The organism is Sphingomonas sp., from assembly GCF_029239295.1.
Classification (GTDB): domain Bacteria; phylum Pseudomonadota; class Alphaproteobacteria; order Sphingomonadales; family Sphingomonadaceae; genus Sphingomonas.
Window position 1 is genome coordinate 1 of the sequence record NZ_JAQZBC010000001.1, and the last position, 25,270, is coordinate 25,270.

The following is a 25,270-nucleotide window of genomic DNA, read 5'->3' on the forward strand; positions in this document are numbered from 1 at the left end:
CTGATGCGCCGACATGCCGGACGATTTCAGCGCCACGATCTCGCTGTTCTGGTTCATCGTGATCAGCGTCAGGATCGTGCCGAGCAGCACGGCGAAGGGCAGGAAGCGTGCAATGATCTGCGGTACGCGCAGCGACATATACTGCCACACCTGCGCGTCGGTATTGCCCGGTACCGCCAGGATCTTGCCTGACTCGCCCAGCAGATCGAGCGCCTGAAGAACCAGCACCAGCCCGGCCAGGATGCCGAACGTGCGGACCAGGAACATGCGTCCCATGTAGAGCGCGACGGTCTTGGACGGGAAGAAAGCGGTCATGCCTGTGCCTTCCGGCGGCGGCGGCCGGGCAGGCGGCTCGTGATGGCTTTTAGCGTCTTGCTGGCGACGCGCTCCAGCGCGCCGATCGGTTGTCCGCCCGGTACATAGGCCAAGGTGTAATACATCCAGATGATCAGCGCGGCGAAGATCGCGAACGGTGTCCACAGGGCGATGAACGGGTCGACCCTGCCAAGCTCGCCGATCGACGCGGCATATTGGTTCACCTTGTGATAGGCGACCACCATCACGATCGACAGGAAGACGCCCAGCGCGGAGGTTGATCGCTTCGGCGGCACGCCCAGCGCCACCGCCAGCAGCGGCAGCAGGAACATCATCAGCACCTCTGCCAGTCGGAAGTACAATTCGGCCTGGCTGGAATCGCGCGCTTCCTCGCTGCCGCCACTCGTTCCGATCTTCACCAGTTCGGGCAGCGTATATTCAAGGTTGCGACCGCCGCGGGCGCGGAACTGCTCGAACTTGGGCAGGTCGATCGGCAGGTCGTGCGCGCTGAACGTCAGCACGCGCGGCGTGGGGAAGTCGGGTCGATTGTGGATCAACGTGCCGTTGGTCAGCCGGAAAATGATCGTGTTGGGATCGTCCGTGGCGAAGAACTGGCCACGCTCTGCCGTCACGCCGATCCAGTCGCCCTTGGGCGTTTGGGCGTGGACGAAAATGCCGGAAAGCTCACGTCCCTTGTCGCGGCTGCGCTCGATCCGCATCGTCATGCGATCGCCCAGATGGGTGAACTCGCCGACCTTGATCGATGCGCCCAGCGCACCGGTCCGCAGTTCGAACCGCAGCCCCTCATAGGCGTAGCGCGCGCGCGGCTGTATGAAGCCGACGATCGCCAGATTGATGAGCGCCAGTCCGACCGCGTACATATAAGGCACGCGCAGCAATCGACCGTAACTCATTCCAACACCGCGCATTACGTCCAGTTCGGACGAGGTCGCAAGACGGCGGAAGGCGAGCAACACGCCCAGCAACAACCCGATCGGGATGCCCAGGCCAAGATACTCCGGCAGCAGGTTGGCGAGCAGCTGCCACACGACGCTGACCGGGCCGCCCTCGGTCGCGACGAAGTCGAACAGGCGAAGCATGCGGTCAAGGAGAAGGAGCATCGCCGCAATGACGAGCGTCGAGAACAGCGGCAGCGCGATCAGCCGGGCCATGTAGCGGTCGATCGATTTCATGAGGCGCGGCTAAGGGGCTCGATCTTGCGGATGGGTGCGCCGGTATAGGCGAGAAGGTAACGAGCGCCAGCCCTTTTCGGTCCCGCTCGCCGCCGCTTCGTCCTATTCGGCCGCCATTCGGTCCGCCGTCGCCGCGGTTCCCCGCGAGAACGCGTCGGCCAGCGACCGCTCCAGCGCGGCCAGCGTGAAGGGCTTTCGCAGGACGTGATGCCCGCCGAACATCGCGGCATCGCTCGCCTCGCCGGCGTAGCCAGTGACGAACAGCACGGCGATATGGCCGTGGCGTTCGGGCAGCGCCTCCACCATTTCGGGCCCGGTCTGCACCGGCATCAGCACATCGCTCATGATGAGGTCGACCGGGGCATTGTCGTCCAGCAATGCCGGCGCGCGCAGCGGATCGTCGCACGCGATCACGCGATGGCCCAGTTCCTCCAGCGCGCCGACGGTGGCGCGCAGCACCCGCTCGTCGTCCTCCACCACCAGTATGGTCAGATTCTCAGCCATGCCGATCTCGACCGTCGTCGCTTCGTCGACTGCGGCCACGACGTCGGCCTCCCTGTCCTGCGGAAGGCGAAGAATGACCGTCGTTCCCGCACCCGGCGTCGATTCTATCGCCACTTCGCCGTCGAGTTGGCGGGCAAAGGAGAAGATCTGGCTCAGCCCCAGCCCGGTACCCTTGCCGACCGGCTTGGTGGTGAAGAACGGTTCGAACACGCGTTCCATGATGTCCGGCGTCATGCCGCATCCATCGTCGCGCACCGCGATGGTCACGAAGGTGCCGGCGGTCGTCCGCTCGACCCCCGACGTGATGCTCACGCGGCCGCGCCCGTCCATCGCGTCGCGTGCGTTGACGGCCAAATTGAGAATGCAATTCTCGAACTGGACCCGGTCGGCGCGAACATGCGCCTCGTCGCCATGTTCGATGATGTCGATCTGGATCGCGTCGCCGAGCGTCCGATCAAGCAGATCACGCATGCCGGTTAGCAGCGTACCAACGTGAATACGCTCGGGAGCGATTGCGCCTTCGCGGGCAAAGGCGAGCAGCCGGCGGGTCAATTCCGCCGCGCGCACCGCGCCTTCGCGCGCGCTCTCCAAATGCCTTGAGGTATCCGGCCCGCCACTGGCCAGCGATCGCTGCGCCAGTTCCAGGCCGCCAATAACAACCGCCAACATGTTGTTGAAATCATGTGCAATACCGCCGGTCAGTTGACCGATCGCGTCCATCTTCTGCGCCTGCCGCAGACGAGCTTCCTGCGCCCGCAACTCCTCGGTTGCCTCGGCCACAGCGATCGAAAGTTCGTCGGCCCGGGCGTGGGCCACGTCTGCCTCGGCGCGCGCGATCGCTCGGTCGGTCGAAGCACGCATCGTCAACCATCCCAGGATGATTGCGCCGATCAGCAACAGGACACCAAAGGACGACAGGACAAAGGCGGCGCGGGTCGAACGTTCGACCAACGCCATCGTCGCCTCGGTCCGCGTGATCAGCAGCGTACGCTCGCTGGCGATCACCTCATCCAGCAGGCGATTGATTTCGGTCAGCGCCGACGCCTGGCGCGCTTCATAGTAGCGCGACAGCGCCTGCTGGTTCTTGCCGTAGTTGGTCGCCAGCGCCGTGAGCGACAGCTGCTCGCCACGCTCGTCAAAGGCGCTCTGCAATCGGTCGACCATCGGGCGCTGGGCGGCATTGTCGCGTGTCAGGTTGGCCAGCCGCTGCAGCTGGTCCTTGGCACGACGCCAATCCTCGAAATACAAACGCCCCAGCTGCTTGTCGCCGGAGATGACATAGCGCCCCAGCGCTGCCTCGGACCGCGCGATCGTCCCGGACAGCGTGCGCGCCAGGATCATCACATCATAGCTGTGCGACTGAAGCGAGGACGCGCGGTTGCGCTGATTGTTCGCCTCGCCGAGCGTCAGGATCAGCGCGACCAGCACGCCGACACCCGCCAGCCCCATCACGATGAACATCACGAGGCGCCAGGCCGAAGCCATGCTCTTGAAAGCGATCCCTGTGCCTGCCGTTGCCACGGCGTAACGGTCTATCAAAGCCGCGCGTCTCGCGGAAGCGCTACGCGGGCGTTCAGCCGATTACACCCGTCGCCCGTCCCGCAGCCTCGAACATCGCCACCACCTGGGCCATCTGTTCGGGCGTATGCTCGGCACAAACCGAGCAGCGAAGCAGGAACATGCCCGCGGGGGTCGCCGGCGGTCGCGCGACGTTGACGTACAGCCCTGCTTCCAGCAGCCCGTGCCACATCCGAACGGCCTGGTCCTGATCGTCGAGGATAACCGCCACGATGGCCGATTCCGCCTCTTCGGTGGGGAGCCGGAAGCCAAGCTGCTTCAGCCCGCCGTGAAGCTGGCGGGTGTTCGCCCACAGCCGCTCGCGCTTGTCGGCGGCGTGCATCAGCTTGCGGATCGACGCGGTCGCTGAGGCGACGACGGCGGGCGGCAGGCTGGCGGTGAAGATGTAGGGGCGGCAGACGAAGCGCAGGATCTCGAACTTGGGGTGGTTCGATACGCAGAAGCCGCCGACGGTTCCGACCGACTTGGAAAAGGTGCCAATGACGAAATCGACGTCATCCTGCAGGCCCTGGTCCTCATAGACGCCGCGGCCGTTGGGGCCGAAAAAGCCCATCGAATGCGCTTCATCGACCAGCACCATCGCGCCGTGCTTCTTGGCGACCGCGACCATCTCCTTCAGCGGCGCGATGTCGCCCAGCATCGAATAGACGCCTTCCAGGACGACGAGCTTGCCCGGCTCCTTGGGTAGCCGGCCGAGCCGCTTGTCGAGGTCCTCGACCGAATTGTGACGGAAGCGGACGACCTCCGCATTGCCCATCGCGCACCCGTCGTAGATCGACGCATGGCTGTCGGCGTCCAGGATGATATACTCACCCTTGCCGGCAATGGCTGAAATGACGCCGAGGTTTGCCTGGTAACCCGTTGAAAACACAATCGCCCCGGTCATGCCGTAGAAGTCGCGCAGCGCCTGCTCGACTTCCATATGGTCATGGAACGTGCCGTTCAGTGCGCGGCTGCCGTTGGTGCCGCTGCCGAACTTGTCGAACGCATTCTTGCCGGCGGCGATGACGTCCGGATCGAACGTCATTCCCATATAATTGTAGGTGCCCAGCAGGATCGTCTCGCGGCCCTTGATGACCGCGACGGTGGGGGACTTCACCTCCTCCATGACGATCCCGAACGGATCGCGCACGCCGGAATCGAGCAGCGCCTGACGCTCTGCGATCAACGGAGCGAACTTGTCGAACAGGTCGCGTTCGGGGGCCACGGCGGCAGTCTCGACGGGCAGGGCTTCAGCCTGGAGGCCGGTTTCGGTCATGTGTTCATTCCCAACCGTTCAACTCTGGTCGTGTCGGTTCAACGGGCGCGATGCGCCCGGCCACCTTTCGTCATTGCCCGTTGCAGAAACGGGCGTTCAGTTCTTCAGCTTGGCAACGGCATCGGCAAGCTGCCCTACCGTCTCGATCTCTGCCTGCATGTTCATCGTGATGATGATGTCGAATTCGTCCTCGATCGCGGCGACGAAATCCATGACGGTCAGCGAATCCCATTCAAGATCGCCCTGGAACGTGGTTGCCTCGGTTACCGTCACGCCCTTCTTGTTGAAGGGTTCGATCTGGGCCTTGACGGTGTCGAAGATGCTGTCGCGGTCGCTCATGACGGGTCCTTAGCTGCAAGCAGGCGAGGTGCCAATCGAATGCGGCGGAAGCGTGGTCATCGTGCGATGGCGTACGATCGCGCGGTTTGCGCCAGCCCTGCGTCGAGCGCGATCTCGGGACGCCAGAGTGTCGCCGGTGGACGAAGGTCGGGGGTCGCGGTCCAGTCCGGGTGGCTGAGGTAATTCACCCGGTCGAGCGTCAGCTTGGCGCCGTCCCCGCGCAGCATCCGGTCCAGCCACGCGCCCAGCCGCATCAGCGGCGTGGGCAAGTGCATCGGCATCACGCGTCGGCCGACAGCCTGGCCGATCGCGGCCGCCAGATCGGCATGGGTCAGCGTCTCGCCATCATCGACTTCGTACAGCTCGTGCGCGCCCTGGCGAGCGGCGAGGGTGACCAGCAATCGCGCCAGATCCTCGACATGGATCAGCGACACGCGGCCGGGCGGCGGCAGAAAGGCAAGCCCCAGCTGCGCCAGCCGGAACATGTCGCGCAATTCGGTGTCTCCCGGCCCATAGACGCCGGTCGGGCGAACAATCGTCCAGTCGCTGTCGCTTTGCGTGACGATCGCTTCAGCCTCGCGCTTCGACCAGCCGTAGATGGAGAGTTGCGGCTCGCGTGCCGACAGCGAGGATACATGGACCAACCGCCGCGTGCCGGTGGCGGCGACGACCGCCCTTGTCCCCTCGATATTGCCGGCGACGAAGCCCGCCTTGTCGGGCGCGTTGACGACACCCGCGATGTGGACGACTGCATCCGCCCCGTCGACCAGCGCCGCAAGGCTGTCCGCGTCGTCCAGGGCCCCAGGAACCCACCGAACCCCGTCGCGCGCCGGTTGCGTCCGGCGGGCCAGCGCGCGCACCTCATGCCCGGCCTTCAGCGCCGCATCGATCGTGGCGCGGCCAACAAAGCCGGTCCCGCCGGTCAACGCCAGGATCATAGCAGCGCCATATGGTTGCGGTGGATCAGTGCGGCGCGCGGGGCATAGCCGAGCAACGCCTCCTGCTCGTCGCTGCGGCGGCCGAGCAGGCGCTGCATCTCGGTTGAGTCATATTCCGCCAGACCGCGCGCGATCGGCCCGTCCGGCCCGGCGATCGTCACCACGTCACCGCGCGTGAAGCTGCCGGTGACAGCGGTCGCGCCCGCCGCGAGCAGGCTGCGCCCCGCCGCCAGCGCCAGCGCCGCGCCGGCGTCCACCGTGATGACGCCCTTCGTCGTCAGCCGCCCCGCGAGCCACGCCTTGCGCGCGCCGGTGCGCTTTTCGGGAAGGAAGATCGTGTGCCGCGCATCGGTGGACAGCGGCCGATCGATCCGACCCGATGCAATGGCCAGCGCAACGCCGGCGCCCGTGGCGATCCGCGCCGCCGCGATCTTGGACACCATCCCGCCCGATCCCATGCCGGATGCCGATCCATCATCGGCCATCGCCGCAATCTCCGCATCGATCCGGGCGACTTCCGGGATATGCACGGCACCGGGCTGCGCCGGGTTGCGATCGTACAAGCCATCGATGTCGGACAGCAGCACGACGCCCTCGGCCCCTGCCGCCTGCGCCACCCGCGCCGCCAGCCGGTCGTTGTCGCCAAAGCGGATCTCCGCGGTCGCGACGCTGTCATTTTCGTTGATGACGGGCACCGTGCCGAGCTGGAGCAGCCGGCCGAGCGTCGCGGCGGCGTTCAGATAACGGCGGCGATCCTCCAGATCGTCCAGCGTCACCAGCATCTGCGCGGCGGTCAGGTCGTTGGCCCCCAGCACCTCGGCCCATGTCTGGCTGAGCGCGATCTGCCCTGTCGCGGCCGCGGCCTGCGCATCCTCCAGGCTGGCGCGCCCGCCGCGTGGCAGGCCCAGCCGCCGCGCGCCAAGTGCAATCGCGCCGGAGGAGACGATCGCCACCTGCTGCCCGGCGGCCGCGCGCGCGGCCACATCGGCGGCAATCCCCGCCAGCCAGTCGCGCCGCACCGCACCTGATGGATCGACCAGCAGCGCCGATCCGATCTTCACCACGAGGCGGGGGCAGGAGGCGGGCGGAAACAGCATGGCAGCCGGCGATACTGCGCGGCGCGGCAATGGGGAAGGGCGCTGACGGCGCTGGGCGATCAGCCCTGCAGCCGCAACGCCACGTCGTTCATGAAGCGCACGTCATCGCCTGCCGCCAACGTCGGCGCCTCGGAGGCCAACGCGCCGAGCAGGTCGGTCAGCGGATCGATCTCGCTCTTGGCATAATTGCCCAGCACGTGGCCGGTCGCGCGATCCTTGTGCCCCGGATGGCCGATGCCGATCCGCACCCGGCGGAACTCTGGGCCGAGATACTGGTCGATCGATCGCAGGCCATTGTGCCCCGCCAGCCCGCCGCCCATGCGCACCTTCACCTTCATCGGCGCCAGGTCCAGTTCGTCATGGAACACCGTCAGCGCGCCGACATCCAGCTTGTAGAAGCGAAGCGCTTCCGCAACGCTGCGGCCGCTTTCGTTCATGAAGGTCGCCGGCTTCAGCAGCAGCACCTTCTCATTGCCCAGCCGCCCTTCGCGCACCCAGCCCTGAAACTTCTTCGCCGTGGCACCGAAATCATGCACCTCGGCGATCGCATCCACCGCCATGAAGCCGACATTGTGCCGCTGCATCGCATATTGCGGGCCCGGATTACCCAGGCCGACCCATAGCTGCATCACCGATCCATTCGTATCGCTAGCGCCCAAACGAAAACGGGCGGGGGCGTTGCCGCCACCCGCCCGCGAAATCGCGCCGCATCACGCGGCGACCAGCGACATTACTCGCCAGCAGCTTCCTCGGCAGCGTCAGCAGCCGCACCCTCTTCGGACTTCAGCGCCGAAGGAGCGACAACCGTCGCAATGGTGTAGTCACGATCGTCGATCGCCGACTGCGTGCCCTTGGGCAGCGTCACGGCCGAGATGTGGAGCGAATCGCCCACTTCGAGGCCCTTGAGCGACACAACGACTTCCGACGGCATGTTGCCGGCGTCGCACACCAGTTCCAGCTCGTGACGTACGACGTTCAGCACGCCACCCTTCTTCAGGCCGGGTGCTTCTTCCTCGTCGACGAACACCACCGGCACCGCAACGGTGACCGACGTGTTGGCCGAAATGCGCAGGAAGTCGACGTGAACCGGACGGTCGGTGACCGGGTGGAAGTGCACGTCCTTGGGCAGGGTGCGCTCGCCGTTGATCATCACGATCGTGTTCATGAAGTGGCCCGTGCCAAGCGCCTTCGAAAGCGCCTTTTCCTCGAGATGGATCGAGGCGGGTTCCTTGTTCTGGCCGTAGATCACGGCGGGTACGCGGCCGTCACGACGCAGCGCCCGGGAGGCTCCCTTGCCAACCCGGTCACGCGTCTCGGCTGCGAGCGTCAGCTGGTCGCTCATCAATATTCTCCGAAACTCATGTGTGTCCTTCCGCGCCACGCCTCCAGGGATGACCATGGCCGGAAGCGGGCGCGCTTAGCGGGGAAGGGGGCAAAAGGCAATCCTTCCCGCCGGCGCGCGCCGCTCAATACTTAACCCGCACCGCCTTCAGCTTGTACTTGCCCAGCTGTGCCTGCACGCTTTCCGGCCCCGCAAGGTGCCCGGCGCCGACGGCGATGAACACGCGGCCGGGGGTGCGCATCCGCTCGGCGATCCACGCCGCCCATTTGGCATTGCGATCGACCAGCAGCGCCTTGTTCACCTCCGGCGAGTTCTTCAGGCTGTCGTTCATCGTCTTGGCCAGGCCATCGGGATTGCCGCTGGCCCAGTCTGCGACCATGCGGTTCATCGTTTCGCCCGCCGTCGGCAGCTCGTCGACCGTAGAGGTGAGGAGCTCGAGCTGAGCCTTCTGTGACAGCGAGTCGAAAATCGACATCTGCCCTTCAAACGTTTCCAGCCCGACGACCTGCTTCTTCTGTGCCTTGGCGGCCTTGGTCAGCACGCCCTCGGGCCCGTTGCTCGAATCATAGCCCAGCTTCTGCACCGGCAGCGCCGACAGGCTGATCGCGGCGAACCACGGCTGCATCCGCTCGAACGTCGCGCGCGGCAGCTTGTTCTCCTCCAGCGCCTTGATGAACGGCTCGCGCTTGTCGGCGGGCAGCTTCTCGGTCAGCGACGGGCCGGCGGGCGCGAACGCCTTCGACACCACAACGCGTTCCTGCGTCTCCTTGTCCGGCTCGACCATTTCCAGCACCAGCGTGCCCGATCGATCGAACGCCTTCTTCACCGCCTCGTCGAACCACGACAGGCCCGGCTTCAGGACGTGGATCGTGCCGAACAGATAGATCGTCGTGTCCTTGTCGCGCACCACCCACAGCGCAGGGTCCGCGTCCTGCTGCACGACCGGCGCGGGCTGGGCGCAGGCGGGCAGGGTGAAGGCAAGGCCGACGGACGCAAACAGTGAGGTGAAGGGGCGAAACACGGGTCTGGGAAACCTTCCTGATCGGGGTGGGGCCAGCCTAGCGGGGGCCTTGCCTGTTGGCGAGCCATCCGCCATTGCCCGCCCTGCGATGAACGCCACCTCAACAGACGCGCCGTTAAGCTTCCAGGACATGATCCTGCGCCTCCATTCCTATTGGGGAGCGCGGGGCTGCGCCATTCTTCAGCCCTATGACATGCGCATGGGCGCCGGCACTTTCCACCCGGCGACGACGCTGCGCGCCCTGGGTCCCGATCCTTGGAATGCCGCCTTCGTTCAGCCCAGCCGCCGCCCGACCGATGGCCGCTATGGCGAGAACCCGAACCGGCTGCAGCATTATTACCAATATCAGGTGATCCTGAAGCCCAGCCCGCCCGATCTGCAGGAGCTGTATCTCGGTTCGCTCGCGGCGATCGGCATCGATTTCACCCGCCACGACATCCGCTTCGTCGAGGATGACTGGGAAAGCCCGACGCTGGGCGCCTGGGGCCTCGGCTGGGAAGTGTGGTGCGACGGGATGGAGGTGACCCAGTTCACCTATTTCCAGCAGATGGGCGGCTTCGATTGCAAGCCCGTCGCGGGCGAGCTCACCTACGGGCTCGAACGGCTGGCGATGTACATCCAGAACGTCGACAATGTGTACGACCTGCGCTTCAATGACGCTGGCGTTTCCTATGGCGACGTGTTCCTCGAAAACGAGCGGCAGATGTCGACCTGGAACTTCGAGGTCGCCGACACCGACACGCTGTTCGATCTGTTCCGCAAGGCGGCGGCCGAATGCGAGAATTGCCTCGCGGCGAAGCTGCCGATCCCGGCCTATGAGCAGGCGATCGAGGCGAGCCACATCTTCAACCTACTGAACGCGCGCGGCGTGATTTCGGTCGCTGAGCGTCAGGCCTATATCGGCCGCGTCCGCGATCTCGCGAAGGGTGCCTGCACGGCGTATATGGAAAAGAATGCCGAGGGCTGGAAAGCCCGCTTCCCGAACTGGAGCGCGGCATGACCGACTTTCTTCTCGAGCTGCGGTCGGAGGAAATCCCGGCGCGCATGCAGGACAAGGCGCGCGAGGATCTCGCCCGCCTGTTCACCGCCGAACTCGACAAGGCGGGGCTCAAGGCCGCCGAACTCGTCACCTACGCGACCCCGCGGCGCCTGGCGCTGATCGCGCGCGACCTGCCCGCGCAGACGCAGGCGGTGAGTGAGGAGCTGAAGGGCCCGCCCGCCGACGCGCCTGACGCCGCGGTCGAAGGCTTCCTGCGCAAGGCGGGCCTGACGCGCGACGCGCTCCAGACCCGCGAGGTGAAGGGCCGCGCGACATTGTTCGCGGTGATCGACAAGCCGGGTCGCGCCACCGCGGATGTGCTGGCAGACGCGATCCCCGCGATCATCCGCGCCTTCCCCTGGCCCAAGTCGATGCGCTGGGGCGAGGCATCGATCTCGACCGAAAGCCCGCGCTGGGTACGCCCGCTGCAGGGGATCATCGCGCTGTTCGGCGACGATGTGGTGCCATGCTCGATCGCTGGCGTCGAAAGCGGCGCGGCGACGGTCGGCCATCGCTTCCATCATCCCGGCGTCATCACCATCGGCAGCGCCGGCGACTATGTCGAGAAGCTGCGCGCCTGCCACGTCATCGTCGACCAGAACGAACGCCGCGCGACGATCGCGCTCGGCGCGAAGCTCGCCGCGAACATGGCCGGGCTGACGCTGGTCGAGGACGAGGGGCTGGTCAGCGAGAACGCCGGTCTTACCGAATGGCCGGTGCCGCTGCTCGGCCGCTTCGACGAGGCATTCCTCGACGTCCCGCCGGAGGTGATCCAGCTCACCGCGCGCGTGAACCAGAAGTATTTCGTCTGCCGCGATGCCGGCGGGAAACTCGCCAACGCCTTCGTCTGCACCTCGAACATCGACGCGGCGGATGGCGGCGAGCGGATCGTGGAGGGCAACCGCAAGGTGCTCGCCGCGCGCCTGTCCGACGCGCGCTTCTTCTACGAAACCGATCTCAAGGTGCCGCTCGCTGACCAGGCGAAGAAGCTCGAAAAGATCATCTTTCACGAAAAGCTCGGCACCGTCGCCGACAAGGTTGATCGCGTCGCGAAGCTTGCTCGCTGGCTGGCCGAGGAAGGCATCGTCAAGGGCGCCGATCCCGAGTTGGCCGAACGCGCCGCACGTCTCGCCAAGGCCGATCTCGTCACCGGCATGGTCGGCGAATTCCCCGAGCTCCAGGGCCTGATGGGCGGCTATTACGCCGCCGCGCAGGGCGAACCCGTCGAAGTCGCCGAGGCGATCCGCGATCACTACAAGCCCGTCGGCCAGGGCGACGACGTCCCCACTGCGCCAGTGACGGTTGCGGTGTCACTCGCGGACAAGTTGGACAGCATCACCCAGTTCTTCGGCGCGGATCTGAAGCCGAGCGGGTCCAAGGACCCGTTCGCGCTCCGCCGCTCCGCGCTCGGCATCCTCGCGCTGATCCTCGACAACGGTCTCCGTTTCCCGCTGTCGCGGATCGTCAGCGGTGACGTGCTCGACTTCTTCGCCGATCGCCTCAAGGTCCAGCAGCGCGAAGCCGGCGTTCGTCACGATCTGATCGATGCGGTGTTCGCCCTCGGCGGTGAGGACGATCTCGTCCGCCTGCTCGCGCGGGTGAAGGCGCTGCAATCGTTCGTCGGGACCGAGGATGGCGCCAATCTCCTCGCCGGATACAAGCGCGCGGCCAATATCCTGAAGAAGGAAGGGTATCTGGCCAGCCCCGCTCAGTCCGCGGCCGATTATCTCCGCGAACCGGCCGAAGCTGCGCTGGTCGCCGCGCTGGATGCGGCCGAACCTTCCTCGGCCGACGCGATCGCGAACGAGGATTACGAAGCGGCCATGGCCGCGCTCGCCACGCTGCGCGCGCCGATCGACGCATTCTTCGACCAAGTCACCGTAAATGATGCCGATTCCGGAAAACGTGCCGGCCGTCTGGCGTTGTTGGCGCGCGTCCGGGCAGCCGTTCACGGCGTGGCCGATTTCTCGCGCATCGAAGGGTGATAGGGTAAACGGTTACATCTGTTTGGGTGCCGCTTTGTACTTGCAATCCGGCGCCCGGGCGTGTGTTGCGACGCACATAACGAGTTTCAGGAGGCGATAACCCATGGCGACCGCGGTGAAGACCCAGGCGGATGAACGGTACGTCTACCGCTTCGGGGGCGGCGTTTCCGACGGTGGTAGCGGGGACAAGAACCTCTTGGGCGGCAAGGGCGCGAACCTCGCCGAAATGGCCTCGATCGGCCTCCCGGTCCCGCCGGGTTTCACCATCAGCACCGCCATGTGCACACGCTATTACGAGGAGGGTGAAACCTTCCCCGAAAGCGTGCGTCGCGAAGTCGCCGACGGCATCGCTCATATCGAGGCGATCACCGGCAAGAAGTTCGGCGACGCCTCCGATCCGCTGCTGGTTTCTGTCCGCTCGGGTGCGCGCGTCTCGATGCCTGGCATGATGGACACCGTCCTCAACCTCGGCCTCAACGACGAGACCGTCGAGGGTCTGGCGAAGGCCAGCGGAGACGAGCGGTTCGCCTGGGACAGTTATCGCCGGTTCGTCCAGATGTATTCGGACGTGGTGCTCGGCCTCGATCACGGCGCGTTCGAAGAGGCGCTGGAAATCGCCAAGGAAGACAAGGGCTTCACGCTTGATACCGAGCTGTCGGCGGCCGACTGGAAGGTGCTCGTCGCCGAGTTCAAGGCGCTGGTCGAGGAACAGCAGGGCAAGCCGTTCCCGCAGGATGTGCACGATCAGCTTTGGGGTGCGATCGGCGCGGTATTCGGCTCGTGGCAGTCGGACCGCGCAAAGGTGTACCGCCGCCTGAACGACATTCCCGGCAGCTGGGGCACCGCCGTCAACGTGCAGGCGATGGTGTTCGGTAACATGGGCGACACGTCCGCCACCGGCGTTGCCTTCACGCGCGATCCGTCGACCGGGCACAACGCTTATTACGGCGAATTCCTGATCAATGCGCAGGGTGAGGACGTCGTCGCCGGCATCCGCACCCCGCAATATCTGACCAAGGCCGCGCGCGAGGAAGCGGGCGCCAAGCCGCTCAGCATGGAAGAGGCGCTGCCCGCCGCCTACACCGAGCTCGCCGCCGTATTCGACCGGCTCGAGCGCCATTACCGCGACATGCAGGACATCGAGTTCACGGTGCAGCAGGGCAAGCTCTGGATGCTCCAGACCCGCTCGGGCAAGCGAACCGCGAAGGCGGCGCTGAAGATCGCCGTCGACATGGCCGCCGAAGGCCTCATCACGCGCGAGGAAGCGATCGCGCGCGTCGATCCGCAGGCGCTCGACCAGCTCCTGCACCCGACGCTGGATCCCGAAGCCACGCGCGACGTGCTGACCAAGGGCTTGCCGGCATCCCCGGGAGCGGCGAGCGGCGCTGCCGTATTCACAGCGGACGCAGCCGAAAAGTGGGCCGCCGACGGCAAGGCAGTGATCCTAGTACGCACCGAAACCTCGCCAGAGGACATTCACGGCATGCACGCGGCCAAGGGCATCCTCACCGCACGTGGCGGCATGACCAGCCACGCTGCAGTGGTGGCGCGCGGCATGGGTCGGCCGTGCGTCTCGGGTGCTGGCGCACTTTCGATCGACAGCAAGGCCAAGATCGCCCGCGTCGGGGGCCGCGAAGTGAGGGAGGGCGACCTTCTCACGATCGACGGCACGACCGGTGAGGTGATGGCCGGTGAAGTCGCCACGATCCAGCCTGAACTGGCCGGCGATTTCGGTGTGCTGATGGAGTGGGCCGACGCAGTCCGCCGCCTGAAGGTCCGCGCCAACGCCGAGACTCCGCTGGATTGCCGCACCGCGCGCGATTTCGGCGCGGAGGGCGTTGGCCTTTGCCGGACGGAGCACATGTTCTTCGAGGCTGATCGCGTTACCGCGGTTCGGCAGATGATCCTGGCGGAGGACGAGGCAGGACGCCGTGCGGCGCTTGAAAAGCTGCTGCCCGAACAGCGCAGTGACTTCTCCGAGATCTTCGAGGTGATGGCAGGTCTGCCCGTGACGGTTCGCCTGCTCGATCCGCCGCTGCATGAATTCCTGCCGCACGAGGAGGCTGAGTTCAGCGAAGTGGCCAAGGCGGCTGGCGTTGACGTCGATGTGCTCAAGCGCCGGGCCGCGGAACTGCATGAGTTCAACCCGATGCTTGGCCACCGTGGCTGCCGCCTCGGCGTGACCTATCCCGAGATCTACGAAATGCAGGCTCGCGCCATCTTCGAGGCGGCCCTGGATGTTGCGGACAAGTCGGGCGAGGCGCCGATCCCGGAAATCATGATCCCGCTCGTCGCGACGAAGCGTGAGCTTGAGCTGATGAAGGCGGTTGTGGATCGCACCGCCAAGGCTGTGTTCGAGGAGCGCGGCAAGACGGTGGAATATCTGGTCGGCACCATGATCGAGCTGCCGCGCGCCGCGCTGCGTGCGGGTGAGATCGCTGAGGCTGGTGAGTTCTTCTCGTTCGGCACCAACGATCTGACGCAAACGACCTTGGGCGTCAGCCGCGACGATGCCGGCCGTTTCCTTGGCTCCTATGTGGAGCAGGGCATTTATCCGAAGGATCCGTTCGTCAGCATCGACGTCGAAGGTGTCGGCGAATTGATCAGCCTTGCTGCCGAACGTGGGCGCGCGACCAAGCCCAACCTGAAGCTGGGCATCTGCGGCGAACATGGTGGTGATCCGGCGTCGATCGCCTTCTGCGAAAGCGTCGGCCTGGATTACGTCTCGGCGTCTCCATACCGCGTGCCGATCGCTCGGCTCGCCGCGGCGCAGGCGGCGCTGAAGAGCGGCCGCAAGGGCTAATCAACGACGGTGTTCCGCGCGGAAGACCTCCGCCGGAAACGTGGCCGTAAAAAGAACGGGCCCTGCCGCACTACTAGTGTGGCAGGGCCCTTTACTTAGGGGAGGGATCCGCGCGCGGTCGCGCGCTGCGGGAGCTACCCGGCGTTGCGCCGAGCGCACTCAGCCATGCGTCGGCGCACTATTGTTCCAGTCGAACCAACGCGCGCGGGTCGTCCCTGCTGGGCGTGCTGCGGACTGCGCAACGGTGCGCGACGCGGGTGCCGGTGCCGCTACCCGCGTGGGGGCCAAAACTGGGGCCGAGGTGGCGACGGGTGTAGCCGATGCCAGCCGGGCGTTTTCGCGCTCCAATTCCTTGATCCGGGCGTCCCGCTCAGCCAGCCTGCTGTCGAAATCCTTGCGATTGCGGCTGTGAACGTCGCGTTCATCAGCATAGCGCTGCTTCCACTTGCGGCCGCCCGGATGACTGGCAAGCCCGAATAGCCAGCCAGCAATCAAGGCGACGGCGACGGCCAGCCACTGGGTAGGTGTGCTGAAGAGCATGACGAACCTCCTGTTACGCAGGTTCAACGATGCCGCCATTGGTGCGTTCCCCGGTGACTACAGACTTCCGTTGATGAACGAGTCGCTGATCGAGCATGCGGCCGGCCCTAGGATCACGATGAACAACACCGGGAGAATGAACAGGATCAGCGGAACCGTCATGATGGCGGGCAATCGCGCTGCCTTTTCCTCCGCGCGCATCATGCGTTCGTTGCGGAATTCGGCCGATAGCACGCGAAGCGCGCTGGCAAGCGGGGTGCCGTATTTCTCGGTTTGGATCATCGTAGTGACGATCCCCTTCACCTCGTCCAGCGCAACGCGGTTGGCAAAGTTTTCGAACGCCGCCCGCCGGTCGGTGAGGAAGCCAAGCTCGATCGCGGTCAGCGCAAACTCGTCGCCCAGTTCTGGATAGGCCTTGCCAAGTTCCTTCGCGACGCGATGGAATGCGGCATCCACCGTCAGTCCCGCCTCGGCGCAGATCACCAGCAGATCCAGCGCGTCGGGCAATCCCTTGCGGATTGCGTCAGAACGCTTGGTGATCTTGTTCTTCAGGTACAGGTCGGGTGTCTTGTAGCTGAGCAGAAACGTCACCGCGACCAGCCCATACCGCTTCAGCGGGGTCCAATCGGCAAACGTGTCGGTGCCATAGACGATGAAGACCATGAGCCCGCCGAGGACGATCGGCAGCATGAGGCGACCGAAGATCACTCCGACCGCCCAATCCTTCTTGCGGATGCCGGCCTGCAGCAGCTTTGTCTGCGCTTCCTTGACTTGGCTGTCCTGCAGGACCTTCAGCGACTCCAGGAAATCGCGAATCTTGTCCGCGCTTTCGCTCTTCTGGACTAGCTTCGCCCGCCGCTTGCTGGTGGACGCGGTAATCCCCGCCTTCAACTGCTCGCGGCGGTCGTTCAGCGCCTTGACGCGCTTGGCCATCGGATCGCGGACGCTCAGCGCGGCGTAGATCGCGACGAGCACGGCGCCGGCGGCGATCGCTGCGAGGATGGTGGCGACCCAGAGGACGTCGACACCTAGCAGCGTTGGGGTCTGGCTGGGTTCCATATCAGATCTCGAAGCTGACCATTTTGGCCATGATGAAGGCACCGATCCCCATCCAGATCAGTCCGCCCGCTCCAGCGACGATCAGCCGCGGATCGACGAAGAAATTCTGCATGTACTCGCTGTTCACCATCCAGATTAAAACAAACACGATAAAGGGCAGGGCGCCGATGATCATGGCCGACGCCTTTGACTCCGAAGACATTGCCTTGATCTTCAGCTTCATCTGCCCGCGCTGGCGCAACACGGTGGCGAGGTTCTGGAGCGTCTCGGCCAGATTGCCGCCCGTCTCGCGTTGGATCGCGATAGTGATGACGAAGAACTGAAACTCCGCCGTACCAAGGCGGTCCGCCGTTTCCTGGAGTGCCACCTCCATTGAACGGCCGATCTTCATTTTGTCGGCAACCGAGCGGAATTCCTCACCCACCGGGCCGGCGACCTCGCTGCCCACGACAGCCATGGTCTCGGTAATCGGCAGGCCTGACCGCAAGCCGCGTACGAGCAGTTCGATCGCATCCGGGAACTTGGCGTTGAACGCCTTGACCCGTCGTTTGATGAAGGACCCAACGACGAAATGCGGGATGCCGGCGCCAAGCGCCAGCCCCAGAAAGAACGCCAACATGAGCGGAAGGCCAAGCACCAAGAGCAGAAGCACCGCGCCCACGAAGACACTCAATGTGGCCGCGCCATATTTTCCGACCGTCCACGACTTACCCGTCATCGCAAGCCGCTTTTGCAGCTCTTCGGGACGGGGCAGGAAGCGCATCGCTGCCTGATCCGCCTTTGTGGCGCTTCGGCCGGTAATGCGCCGCAGTTGTGCTTCCACCGCTGCGCCGGGATTGGCGGCATGGCGCTCGCGCACCGCGGCCAGCCGGCGGTTACCGGCGCGTTGCGGGGAGGGGCCTCCCATCGCAAAGAACAACAGGCCCAGGGTGGTGAGCGCGCCGATCGCGAGGATGATCACCGGTAACAAGGGCATGTCGTCTTCCGCTCTCCTGGCAAGTACCGAACAGGCGCGTGCTTTGTGCGCCTGTAGAGGGTCATTTCTTTACCGGCCGTTTGGGTACCAAACCCTTTAGATCGGCAAACTTGCCCATCAGCGACTGGCCACCCCGGCGGGCCCCCTTGACCTTGGCCGGCGCGGCATCGTCGGTGATGAAGCACAGTCGGGTGACCAGATCGGTGATCGGGGCCACGGTCTTGGACGCTTTGCCCACTTCGTACAGGGGCTTGCCCAGCTTCGCGGCTTGCGCTGCCAGCTTCTGATCAAAGGGGACGAGGAAATCGAGCTTGCGCTCGATCGATGTCTCGAAATCCTTGCGGCTGATCTCGAGCTGCTGGCCCGGATGGACCTTGTTGGCGAGAACCACGACCTGCGCCTCCGGCGCGTTCGACTTCAGCCATGATAGCAAACGGATGCTGTCGCGCGCCGCTGCCAGGGTCAGTTCGGTGACCAGCACGATCGTCTGCACGTCCTTCACCAAATGGGGGTAGTTCACGAGCATCGAGCGCGGCAAATCGACGACCGTGCACTCGAACGCGGCCCGCATTTCTTCCTGCAACTGGTGAAAGGCGCCGCCGTCGGTCATGATTGGCGAGTTGATCGGCGCCTCGGCCGAAAGCACCGCCAGTTTGTCCGACGCCCGGACCATCGCGCGCTCGATGAATAGTCCGTCGATCCGGCTCGGATTCTCGATCGCATCGGTCAGGCCACGCCCCGGCTCCAGATCGAGCGCCAGAGCGCCGGTGCCGAAATGCACGTCAAGGTCGAGCAGCGCGGTGGAACGCCGTTCCTTCTGGCTCATCAACCACGCCAGAGAGGTGGCGATTGTCGAAGCTCCTGCACCTCCGCGGGTGCCGATCACGGCAACAGCGCAATGCGGGTGCTCGGCGGACGTCTCGACCGCCTTGGGAGCATTCAGCAGGGTCTGCGCCTGAGAGAAGGCTTCGCGCAGCACGTCTCCGCTAAGCGGCTTCAGGAGGTAATCCTGGATGCCGCTGGCAACGAGATCGCGGTAGAGGCGAACGTCATTGACCTGGCCCGCCGCGATCACGATCGTTCCCGGTTCGCAGACTTCGGCAAGCGAGTTGATATCGTTCAGCGGATCGCCGGACTCGGCCAGATCGACGAACAGGATGTGCGGCGATGCAGTGACCGACAGGGATTGCACGGCGTTGCGAAGACCACCCTTGTGGACCTTTTCCGCCGACCAGCCGAGTTCGCTGACGATCGGGCGCAGGGTTGCTGCGGTCGCTTCATCGCAGACATAAGCGACAAAGTTCTCGCGCGCCGCGGCGCCGGCCGGTTTCCATGGTGCGTTCATGTTACCGCGTCCCCCCGCCCGTCGACTCGCTGCGAACGGCGGTACCGCCGCCACCGGTCGGCTCCGCCTTGCGGAACCGATCAATCGCCTTTGCAGCGACCGCTGGGTCGTACAGGCTGCGTGTTCCCTCGCCGCGCACAAGGTCAGTCGGGTTGGCAACCATGGCCGCCAGGTTCGAATTGACGGCGCAGCCCTGATTGGAGCCCGTTTGCCCCTCGAAATCGGGCTGGTACATGCGGCTGTGATCCGGGCAGCCGGGCACATAGGCGCGCGCCCGGCTGACGACAACGCGCGCCGTTCCGTTTGCGATCGGCGCGGATGTCACCGGTGCCTCGTCCGAAATCAGCAGGCCGAAGCGCGCTGCCGTCGCCGCCACGTCAGCGCGCGTAGCGGCATCGCGCGACGGATCGTCGATGGCGATCCGGTCGCCGTAACCAACCTTGAGAGAACCCATCCACGCGCCCAGCCGCTGCGCCTCGCCAGGTGCCAGACCGTCAGGGCCTGAGCCCACGTCAAAGGCGTAGTCGGCACGCGACACAACTGGTTGATGAACGGATTCGAGACCGCGGTTAGCCGTGCCGCCACACGCTCCGAGCAGCAGGGCGGGCGCAAGGCCGAGGATGATAGTGCGGTTGATCATGATGCTGTTCCTGACCATGGCGATCAATTGAACGAGAAACCGGGGGCCGGGGTCGCGACCTTACCCTTGCGGTCCTTTTTGCCCTTGTCGGCGAGTGGCGCTTTCCCCTCTGCAGGCGCGCCGGGCAGCGGGAGTGGCGCAGCAGGAGCGATCGGCGTCGTCGCACCGATTGCCGGTGCGGCGGGCGGCCCGGCTTCCAACGTCGGCTTCGGCCGGTCGGCGCCGCTCGTGCCCGAAGACAATTGGCCAAGGAGGACACGCTCGACATCGGTCGGAGACTTGTACCCGTCCGTGGGCAGCTTGATGTCGTTGCCGTTCACCGGCTGCACCAGATACGGGGTGATGACGATCACCAACTCGGTTTCATTGCGCTGGAAGCCGTTGGACCGAAACAGCGCGCCGAGGATCGGAACGTCGCCCACACCCGGCGTCTTCTCGATCGAATTGTTGTGATTGTTCTGCAGCAGCCCAGCGATCATGAAGCTCTGGCCCGAACCAAGCTCCACGGTCGTCTCGGTGCGCCGCGTGGTCAGCCCCGGCACCTGCGCGCCGCCAATCGTCACCGCGGTGGAATAATCAAGCTGCGACACCTCGGGGCGAACGCGCAACGAAATCCGGCCGTCAGCCAGAACCGTCGGCGTATAGGCCAGACTGACACCATATTGCTTGTACTCGACACCGACCCCGCCGAGGCCCTGAGCGATCGGAATAGGAACCTCGCCGCCGGCAAGGAAGGTGCCGGTTTCGCCCGAGAGCGCCGTCAGATTAGGGTTGGCGAGGCTTGTCACCTGTCCAATTCGCTCGCCCAGGTCGAGCGCGCCAACCAAGTCCAGCCCGAGCAGCTTGGTGAGATAGCCCACCGTGGTCCGCTGGCTACCCGGCGTAATCGTTGTTCCGGGGCGCTGAACCACCTGCCGAGTGATTGGATCGATCGTGTACCCCTGCACACTCTGGCCGACGCCGAGCGGCAGGTTTGGATCGGTCGTCACAAAGCTGGCGGGCGGGCGCCCGCTGCCGATGCCGAACTTGAACCCGCCGCTGCCGTCGATCGTCGTCAGGTTGCTGCCGATGTTCTTGACGAAGCTCCGCGTTACCTCTGCGAAGCGCACCTGCAGATTAACCTGCAGCGGTGTCGCCGCACGCAAACGGCTCACGACGCGCGTCTCATCTCCGACGAACGCCTGCACGAGCCGCTCCGCCTCAGCGCCGTCTTCGGGGCTTGCGACAGTGCCGGTCAGCAGGACGATCCCGTTCATCGTCGTCGCGGTCACCGCCGCCTCCGGCATCGCCAACGCGAGCATCTGACCCAGCGAATCGAAATTATTGCCGACCCGAACGGTCGTTGCGTAAACGACCGCGCCGCCTTTTGACGTCGCCGAGATCGTCGTCTCACCAGACTTTTTGCCGAAGACGTAAAGCTGCGTTGGCGAGCGGACCTGAACGTCTGCGATCTCGGGATTGGCGACGAACAGGTCGCTCATCGGGCGCGACAGGGTAATCAGCTGGCCCCGATTGGTGGCGACCTGCAGAACGGAGGAAGGTCCCCGGGCTACGGCGTTCTGCGCAGGCGCCACCGCCGACGTCCCAGCGATGGCGGCGGCGCCGAGGACGGCGGCCACCGGCCATTTCATTGCTGACGAGCGAACACGCATCTCAGTTCTTCCCCCCGACCGGCACTTCGGTCACAGTGTTTCCGCGCGCGATCCGCACCACCGGCCCCGACACTCGTGCCGGCGCGCCTGGATAGGACGTGGCGGGCATTCCGGCGCCCGGCCCGGGTGCAAACGACGCTGGTTGTTCAGCGCGGCCGGGCACGGTGCGGCGTTGGAAACGCGACACATCGGCGCCCACAGCGTAGGTCGCATTGCCCGTCTGCGGGGCACTGGCGAGCTGCAGCATCATGGCGCGCTCGGCCTTCGGATCGGTACCGTCCGGTACCTTCACGGCGCCCGATGCGATCGCTTGCTCCAGTTCGGCGGCATTGTCGGCAATCGAGCGCAGCGACAGTGAGATCGAGCCGAGCGTCTGCGCGACGGCAATCTCCTCGGCAATCTTCGGCGTCGCTTCGATCGTCACGGTGGAGAAGGTGCGCACGACGGTGTTGCCGGCCTCATCCTTCTCCTGGTTCGTGCGCTGATCGGTCGCCAGCACGCGCAGGTTGCGCATGATCGTCTCGGCAGCCTTCAGCGGCGGGCCATCGCCGCCGCCCTGGACTTCTTGGGTCAGCAGCAGGTCGATCCGGTCGCCCGGAAAGACGAAGCCCGCGACTGAGGATTGCGTCGACACCGGCACGGTGACGGCGCGCATGCCCGGGCCAAGCGCCGCGGCGAGGAAGCCGCGATCACCGGGCTTCACCAGCGCGCCTTGCGTTACCGGCTGCCCGGCAGTGATCGGATTGCGCACGACGGTACCGATGACCGACTTCATGTCGAACTCGGCACCTTCCTGGAAATAGGCGCCTTCGACCAGCTCGGCCGGCCAGGGCTGAAATTTCACTGCGCCGGGGTCGATGATCGTGCCTACCGGCAGCGCGCGGGTGGCCACCAGCACCTTGGGGCCCTGCGGGACCATCGCCGGATCGCCGGGGATTGCGGACGCCTGTGGCGCGCTCGATCCCATGATCAGCGTGCGGGCCATGAAGGCGGTCACCGCCGCAACGATGAGTGCCCCCACCAGCAATATGACCTTGCGACTATCCATTGATCATCGTGCCTTTCGCATCAGCGCTGGCCAGTGTTGTCCATGCTGGCGCATCATCAGGTAAAGTGGTTAAGAAGCGGTTCGCGGAGTCCGAGCAGTCCAGCCATTGCGATCGCAACGCCATAAGGTATCTCGGGACTTTCCTGTATTTTCCGCAGTCTATGGTCGATCAGCATCAGCATTGTGATGGCGCCGCCGACAATGGACATGATCATCAGGATCTGGATCAATGCGGGTACCGGCACCCAAAGTGCCAGCGCGGCGATCATCTTCACGTCACCGCCGCCCATCCACCCGAAGTGAAAGGCAGCGAAGAACGCCATCAACACGATCACCGCAACACCGACCTGGATTGCCATTCCGGGCCATGGGGTCATGCCAATCGCCACCCACCAGAGCGGGGCGAGCAGGGCGATGGCTGCATTCTTCCAATTGGCGATTTCGCGGACGCGCACGTCCTCGATGCCAGCTGAAATCAGCAGCAGCGCGAGCACCATCGGAAGCGCCCAGGAAAGAAAATCCCACCCCATGAAGAAGGGGCACTAGACGGAATGGCTTGCGAAACCGTAACCAAGTCGCTTCATCATGAATACGCATCCCCCGATCCGCCGGGCGATACCGGATGACGCGACCGTCTCTTACTGGTCCGCGCCCGATGGCTGGCGGCTCCGCCGCTTCGACTGGCCCGGCAGCGGGCGTGGTGCGATCCTGTTCCAGACCGGGCGTGGTGACGTTTTCGAAAAATATCTGGAGGCGTTCGATCACTGGCATCGCGCCGGCTGGTCGATCACGGCGCTGGACTGGCGCGGGCAGGGCGGTTCGGGGCGTCTTTCTCCCAACCCGCACGTCGGGCACGTGGATGAGTTTGGGCCGCTCGTCGATGATCTGGCGGCATTCTGGCGCACGTGGAACGTGAGCGGGCCGCGTATCGTCATGGGGCACTCGATGGGTGGCCATCTCGTGCTGCACGGGTTGCTCGAGCGGGCGATCGATCCGGACGCCGCCGTGCTGGTAGCGCCCATGCTCGGGCTGCGGTCGCCGTTTCCCGCGCGGGTGGCAGAGTGGGTCGCGCGCCTGATGTGCGCGGTAGGAGATCCTACGCGGGCAGCGTGGAAGGCCAATGAGCGGCCGGGAAGCCGTTTGGACCGGCAACAACTGTTGACCGCCGACGCTGATCGCTACGCTGATGAGCAATGGTGGTATGAGCAGGCACCCGAGCTTCAGCTTGGGCCGCCAAGCTGGCGGTGGCTGTCCCGCGCCTTTGCCTCCACCCGAGCGCAGCAGAACGATCCTCGTTTGGCGACGCTGTCCACGCCGGTCTTGATGCTGGTCGCCGACGCTGACCGATTGGTCGACCCGCGTGCGGCGGTGGCGGTGGCGGAGCGCCTGCCCAATGTGACCCTGCTGCGGTTCGGGGCGGAGTCGGCGCACGAGATTCTTCGCGAGGCGGAACCGGTGCGGAGCAGGGCGCTAGCCGCGATCGACACCTTTCTTGCCGAGCATCGCGGGTGAGCTACGACATTGCGATCATCGGCGCTGGCATGGCCGGCGCCTCGCTGGCGGCCGAGATCGGCAGTCGCGCGCGCGTGTTGTTGATCGAGGCGGAGGAAGTGCCGGGGTATCACGCCACGGGGCGATCCGCCGCCTTCTGGTCTGAAACCTATGGCGGTGCGGGAATCCAGCCACTGACGACCGCGTCCGGTGACGCGCTGCGGAGCGGCGGCTTTCTCGATCCGCTCGGTTCGTTGCACATCGGCCGTGCCGCGGATGCGGGTCAGGCAGACGCCTTCCTTCGCGAGTTTGCGGACAGCGGCGTGACGCTGACCCCGGTCGACCCGCACGATCACGTGCCCGGTTTGCGACCGGGCTGGACGATCGGGATCATGGAGCCGAGCTGCGCCTACATCGACGTGGCTGCCCTTCATGCAACGATGTTGGCGCGCGCTCGACGATCAGGAACGTCGCTGGTGCTTGGGGCCCCGCTGAAGGCGGCGAGGCGGACGAATGGGCAGTGGCATCTCGAAACGCCTCGCGGTGTTTACCAGGCAACCGTGCTGGTCGATGCCGCCGGCGCCTGGGCAGATCACGTGGCGGGACTTGCGGGCGCCGCGCCGCTGGGCATTCAGCCCTACCGGCGCACCATGGTGCAGCTTGCGACCGAGCCGACGCCTCCTGCCGGCCTTCCTCATGTCGTCCACGTCGGCGGCGGCTTTTACTTCAAGCCTGAGGCGGGCGGGCGGCTCTGGCTCAGCCCGCATGACGAGAGCGCGACAGCGCCGGGCGACGTTCAGCCGGAGGAGCTGGATGTCGCCATCGCGATCGATCGCTTCGAGCAAGCGGTCGACTGGCGCGTCACCCGGCTTGAACGGACCTGGGCCGGGCTACGCAGCTTCGCGCCTGATCGCCTGCCGGTATATGGCTTTGCGCCAGACACGCCGGGCTTCTTCTGGTTCGCGGGGCAGGGAGGGTTCGGCATCCAGACCGCGCCCGCCGCCGCGGCGATCGGCGCGGCGCTGATCCTAGGCGAGCGTCCTTCACTCCGGATCGACATAGATCGCTATTCACCCTCGCGGTTTCGCCACGAATAGCGCCGCCACG

23 protein-coding genes are annotated in these 25,270 nt (G+C 65.4%); 5 read left to right on the forward strand and 18 right to left on the reverse strand.

From position 1 onward, the window contains the following. The 10 genes from K0S66_RS00005 to K0S66_RS00050 all read right to left on the reverse strand — a co-directional run. Positions 1–315: LptF/LptG family permease (locus K0S66_RS00005; RefSeq protein WP_301073012.1), on the reverse strand; the 315-nt coding region annotated here is incomplete at its 3' end. Continuing rightward, on the reverse strand, positions 312–1,508 hold the full coding sequence (lptF, locus tag K0S66_RS00010) for an LPS export ABC transporter permease LptF (protein WP_301073014.1): 1,197 nt from the start codon (positions 1,506–1,508) through the stop codon (positions 312–314). The genes lptF and K0S66_RS00005, both read right to left, overlap by 4 nt. A 102-nt stretch (positions 1,509–1,610) precedes the next feature. Next, the gene (locus tag K0S66_RS00015) at positions 1,611–3,497 is read right to left on the reverse strand and encodes an ATP-binding protein (RefSeq protein ID WP_301073015.1); all 1,887 of its coding nucleotides are present in this window, start codon (positions 3,495–3,497) and stop codon (positions 1,611–1,613) included. Between the two features lie 88 nt (positions 3,498–3,585). After that, on the reverse strand, positions 3,586–4,848 hold the full coding sequence (locus K0S66_RS00020) for an aminotransferase class I/II-fold pyridoxal phosphate-dependent enzyme (RefSeq protein WP_301073016.1): 1,263 nt from the start codon (positions 4,846–4,848) through the stop codon (positions 3,586–3,588). A 96-nt stretch (positions 4,849–4,944) separates the two neighbouring features. Beyond that, on the reverse strand, positions 4,945–5,187 hold the full coding sequence (locus K0S66_RS00025) for an acyl carrier protein (protein WP_046410945.1): 243 nt from the start codon (positions 5,185–5,187) through the stop codon (positions 4,945–4,947). Positions 5,188–5,243: 56 nt separating this feature from the next. Further along, entirely contained in the window at positions 5,244–6,125 is an 882-nt protein-coding gene (locus K0S66_RS00030) for an NAD-dependent epimerase/dehydratase family protein (protein ID WP_301073017.1), read from the reverse strand. Further along, positions 6,122–7,222: a glutamate 5-kinase gene (proB, locus tag K0S66_RS00035; RefSeq protein WP_301073018.1), complete on the reverse strand. Its 1,101-nt coding sequence runs from the start codon at positions 7,220–7,222 to the stop codon at positions 6,122–6,124. Before proB ends, K0S66_RS00030 begins: the two co-directional genes overlap by 4 nt. A gap of 59 nt (positions 7,223–7,281) precedes the next feature. After that, a complete protein-coding gene (pth, locus tag K0S66_RS00040; RefSeq protein ID WP_301073019.1) occupies positions 7,282–7,851 on the reverse strand; it encodes an aminoacyl-tRNA hydrolase in 570 nt (189 codons plus the stop codon). Between the two features lie 101 nt (positions 7,852–7,952). Then, positions 7,953–8,564, reverse strand: a complete 612-nt coding sequence (locus K0S66_RS00045) for a 50S ribosomal protein L25/general stress protein Ctc (protein WP_301073020.1) — start codon at positions 8,562–8,564, stop codon at positions 7,953–7,955. 124 nt (positions 8,565–8,688) lie between these two features. Further along, positions 8,689–9,585: a TraB/GumN family protein gene (locus K0S66_RS00050; RefSeq protein WP_301073021.1), complete on the reverse strand. Its 897-nt coding sequence runs from the start codon at positions 9,583–9,585 to the stop codon at positions 8,689–8,691. Between the two features lie 130 nt (positions 9,586–9,715). Between K0S66_RS00050 and K0S66_RS00055 the strand changes: the two genes are divergently transcribed. The 3 genes from K0S66_RS00055 to ppdK all read left to right on the forward strand — a co-directional run bounded on the left by K0S66_RS00055 (position 9,716) and on the right by ppdK (position 15,412). After that, positions 9,716–10,585, forward strand: coding sequence for a glycine--tRNA ligase subunit alpha (locus K0S66_RS00055; protein WP_294441812.1), 870 nt, complete (start codon positions 9,716–9,718; stop codon positions 10,583–10,585). Then, positions 10,582–12,609: a glycine--tRNA ligase subunit beta gene (gene glyS / locus K0S66_RS00060; RefSeq protein WP_301073022.1), complete on the forward strand. Its 2,028-nt coding sequence runs from the start codon at positions 10,582–10,584 to the stop codon at positions 12,607–12,609. Before K0S66_RS00055 ends, glyS begins: the two co-directional genes overlap by 4 nt. 103 nt (positions 12,610–12,712) lie before the next feature. Continuing rightward, the gene (ppdK, locus tag K0S66_RS00065) at positions 12,713–15,412 is read left to right on the forward strand and encodes a pyruvate, phosphate dikinase (protein ID WP_301073023.1); all 2,700 of its coding nucleotides are present in this window, start codon (positions 12,713–12,715) and stop codon (positions 15,410–15,412) included. 159 nt (positions 15,413–15,571) lie between these two features. Here ppdK and K0S66_RS00070 read toward each other — a convergent pair whose 3' ends face one another. The 8 genes from K0S66_RS00070 to K0S66_RS00105 all read right to left on the reverse strand — a co-directional run bounded on the left by K0S66_RS00070 (position 15,572) and on the right by K0S66_RS00105 (position 23,202). Continuing rightward, positions 15,572–15,952, reverse strand: a complete 381-nt coding sequence (locus K0S66_RS00070) for a hypothetical protein (RefSeq protein WP_301073024.1) — start codon at positions 15,950–15,952, stop codon at positions 15,572–15,574. A 57-nt stretch (positions 15,953–16,009) separates the two neighbouring features. Further along, positions 16,010–17,011, reverse strand: coding sequence for a type II secretion system F family protein (locus K0S66_RS00075; protein WP_301073025.1), 1,002 nt, complete (start codon positions 17,009–17,011; stop codon positions 16,010–16,012). A gap of 1 nt (position 17,012) precedes the next feature. Next, a complete protein-coding gene (locus tag K0S66_RS00080) occupies positions 17,013–17,987 on the reverse strand; it encodes a type II secretion system F family protein (protein ID WP_301073026.1) in 975 nt (324 codons plus the stop codon). Between the two features lie 61 nt (positions 17,988–18,048). Continuing rightward, positions 18,049–19,332: a pilus assembly protein CpaE gene (locus K0S66_RS00085; protein WP_301073027.1), complete on the reverse strand. Its 1,284-nt coding sequence runs from the start codon at positions 19,330–19,332 to the stop codon at positions 18,049–18,051. A gap of 1 nt (position 19,333) precedes the next feature. Then, positions 19,334–19,972, reverse strand: a complete 639-nt coding sequence (locus tag K0S66_RS00090; RefSeq protein ID WP_301073028.1) for a CpaD family pilus assembly lipoprotein — start codon at positions 19,970–19,972, stop codon at positions 19,334–19,336. A gap of 23 nt (positions 19,973–19,995) precedes the next feature. Then, complete coding sequence (locus tag K0S66_RS00095; protein ID WP_301073029.1) at positions 19,996–21,624, reverse strand: pilus assembly protein N-terminal domain-containing protein; 1,629 nt, start codon at positions 21,622–21,624, stop codon at positions 19,996–19,998. Position 21,625: 1 nt separating this feature from the next. Then, positions 21,626–22,672 (reverse strand): Flp pilus assembly protein CpaB, encoded by a 1,047-nt coding sequence (gene cpaB / locus K0S66_RS00100; protein ID WP_301073030.1) that lies wholly within the window; start codon positions 22,670–22,672, stop codon positions 21,626–21,628. Between the two features lie 56 nt (positions 22,673–22,728). Then, the gene (locus tag K0S66_RS00105; protein WP_301073031.1) at positions 22,729–23,202 is read right to left on the reverse strand and encodes a prepilin peptidase; all 474 of its coding nucleotides are present in this window, start codon (positions 23,200–23,202) and stop codon (positions 22,729–22,731) included. Between the two features lie 55 nt (positions 23,203–23,257). On the opposite strand from K0S66_RS00105, the gene K0S66_RS00110 reads away from it, so the two are divergent. Further along, a complete protein-coding gene (locus K0S66_RS00110) occupies positions 23,258–24,184 on the forward strand; it encodes an alpha/beta hydrolase (protein WP_301073032.1) in 927 nt (308 codons plus the stop codon). Beyond that, on the forward strand, positions 24,181–25,260 hold the full coding sequence (locus K0S66_RS00115) for an FAD-binding oxidoreductase (RefSeq protein WP_301073033.1): 1,080 nt from the start codon (positions 24,181–24,183) through the stop codon (positions 25,258–25,260). The genes K0S66_RS00110 and K0S66_RS00115 overlap by 4 nt, the downstream gene beginning before the upstream one ends. Positions 25,261–25,270: the final 10 nt, after the last annotated feature.

Coding starts and splice junctions, on each gene's coding strand:
- K0S66_RS00085 (WP_301073027.1), bottom strand. CDS start 19,332: ATGAACGCACCATGGAAACCGGCCGGCGCCGCGGCGCGCGAGAACTTT.
- K0S66_RS00075 (WP_301073025.1), bottom strand. CDS start 17,011: ATGGAACCCAGCCAGACCCCAACGCTGCTAGGTGTCGACGTCCTCTGG.
- K0S66_RS00020 (WP_301073016.1), bottom strand. CDS start 4,848: ATGACCGAAACCGGCCTCCAGGCTGAAGCCCTGCCCGTCGAGACTGCC.
- proB (WP_301073018.1), bottom strand. CDS start 7,222: ATGCTGTTTCCGCCCGCCTCCTGCCCCCGCCTCGTGGTGAAGATCGGA.
- lptF (WP_301073014.1), bottom strand. CDS start 1,508: ATGAAATCGATCGACCGCTACATGGCCCGGCTGATCGCGCTGCCGCTG.
- K0S66_RS00015 (WP_301073015.1), bottom strand. CDS start 3,497: ATGGCTTCGGCCTGGCGCCTCGTGATGTTCATCGTGATGGGGCTGGCG.
- K0S66_RS00090 (WP_301073028.1), bottom strand. CDS start 19,972: ATGATCAACCGCACTATCATCCTCGGCCTTGCGCCCGCCCTGCTGCTC.
- glyS (WP_301073022.1), top strand. CDS start 10,582: ATGACCGACTTTCTTCTCGAGCTGCGGTCGGAGGAAATCCCGGCGCGC.
- K0S66_RS00070 (WP_301073024.1), bottom strand. CDS start 15,952: ATGCTCTTCAGCACACCTACCCAGTGGCTGGCCGTCGCCGTCGCCTTG.
- cpaB (WP_301073030.1), bottom strand. CDS start 22,672: ATGGATAGTCGCAAGGTCATATTGCTGGTGGGGGCACTCATCGTTGCG.
- K0S66_RS00080 (WP_301073026.1), bottom strand. CDS start 17,987: ATGCCCTTGTTACCGGTGATCATCCTCGCGATCGGCGCGCTCACCACC.
- K0S66_RS00025 (WP_046410945.1), bottom strand. CDS start 5,187: ATGAGCGACCGCGACAGCATCTTCGACACCGTCAAGGCCCAGATCGAA.
- K0S66_RS00045 (WP_301073020.1), bottom strand. CDS start 8,564: ATGAGCGACCAGCTGACGCTCGCAGCCGAGACGCGTGACCGGGTTGGC.
- K0S66_RS00110 (WP_301073032.1), top strand. CDS start 23,258: ATGAATACGCATCCCCCGATCCGCCGGGCGATACCGGATGACGCGACC.
- K0S66_RS00095 (WP_301073029.1), bottom strand. CDS start 21,624: ATGCGTGTTCGCTCGTCAGCAATGAAATGGCCGGTGGCCGCCGTCCTC.
- K0S66_RS00030 (WP_301073017.1), bottom strand. CDS start 6,125: ATGATCCTGGCGTTGACCGGCGGGACCGGCTTTGTTGGCCGCGCCACG.
- K0S66_RS00055 (WP_294441812.1), top strand. CDS start 9,716: ATGATCCTGCGCCTCCATTCCTATTGGGGAGCGCGGGGCTGCGCCATT.
- ppdK (WP_301073023.1), top strand. CDS start 12,713: ATGGCGACCGCGGTGAAGACCCAGGCGGATGAACGGTACGTCTACCGC.
- K0S66_RS00105 (WP_301073031.1), bottom strand. CDS start 23,202: ATGGGGTGGGATTTTCTTTCCTGGGCGCTTCCGATGGTGCTCGCGCTG.
- pth (WP_301073019.1), bottom strand. CDS start 7,851: ATGCAGCTATGGGTCGGCCTGGGTAATCCGGGCCCGCAATATGCGATG.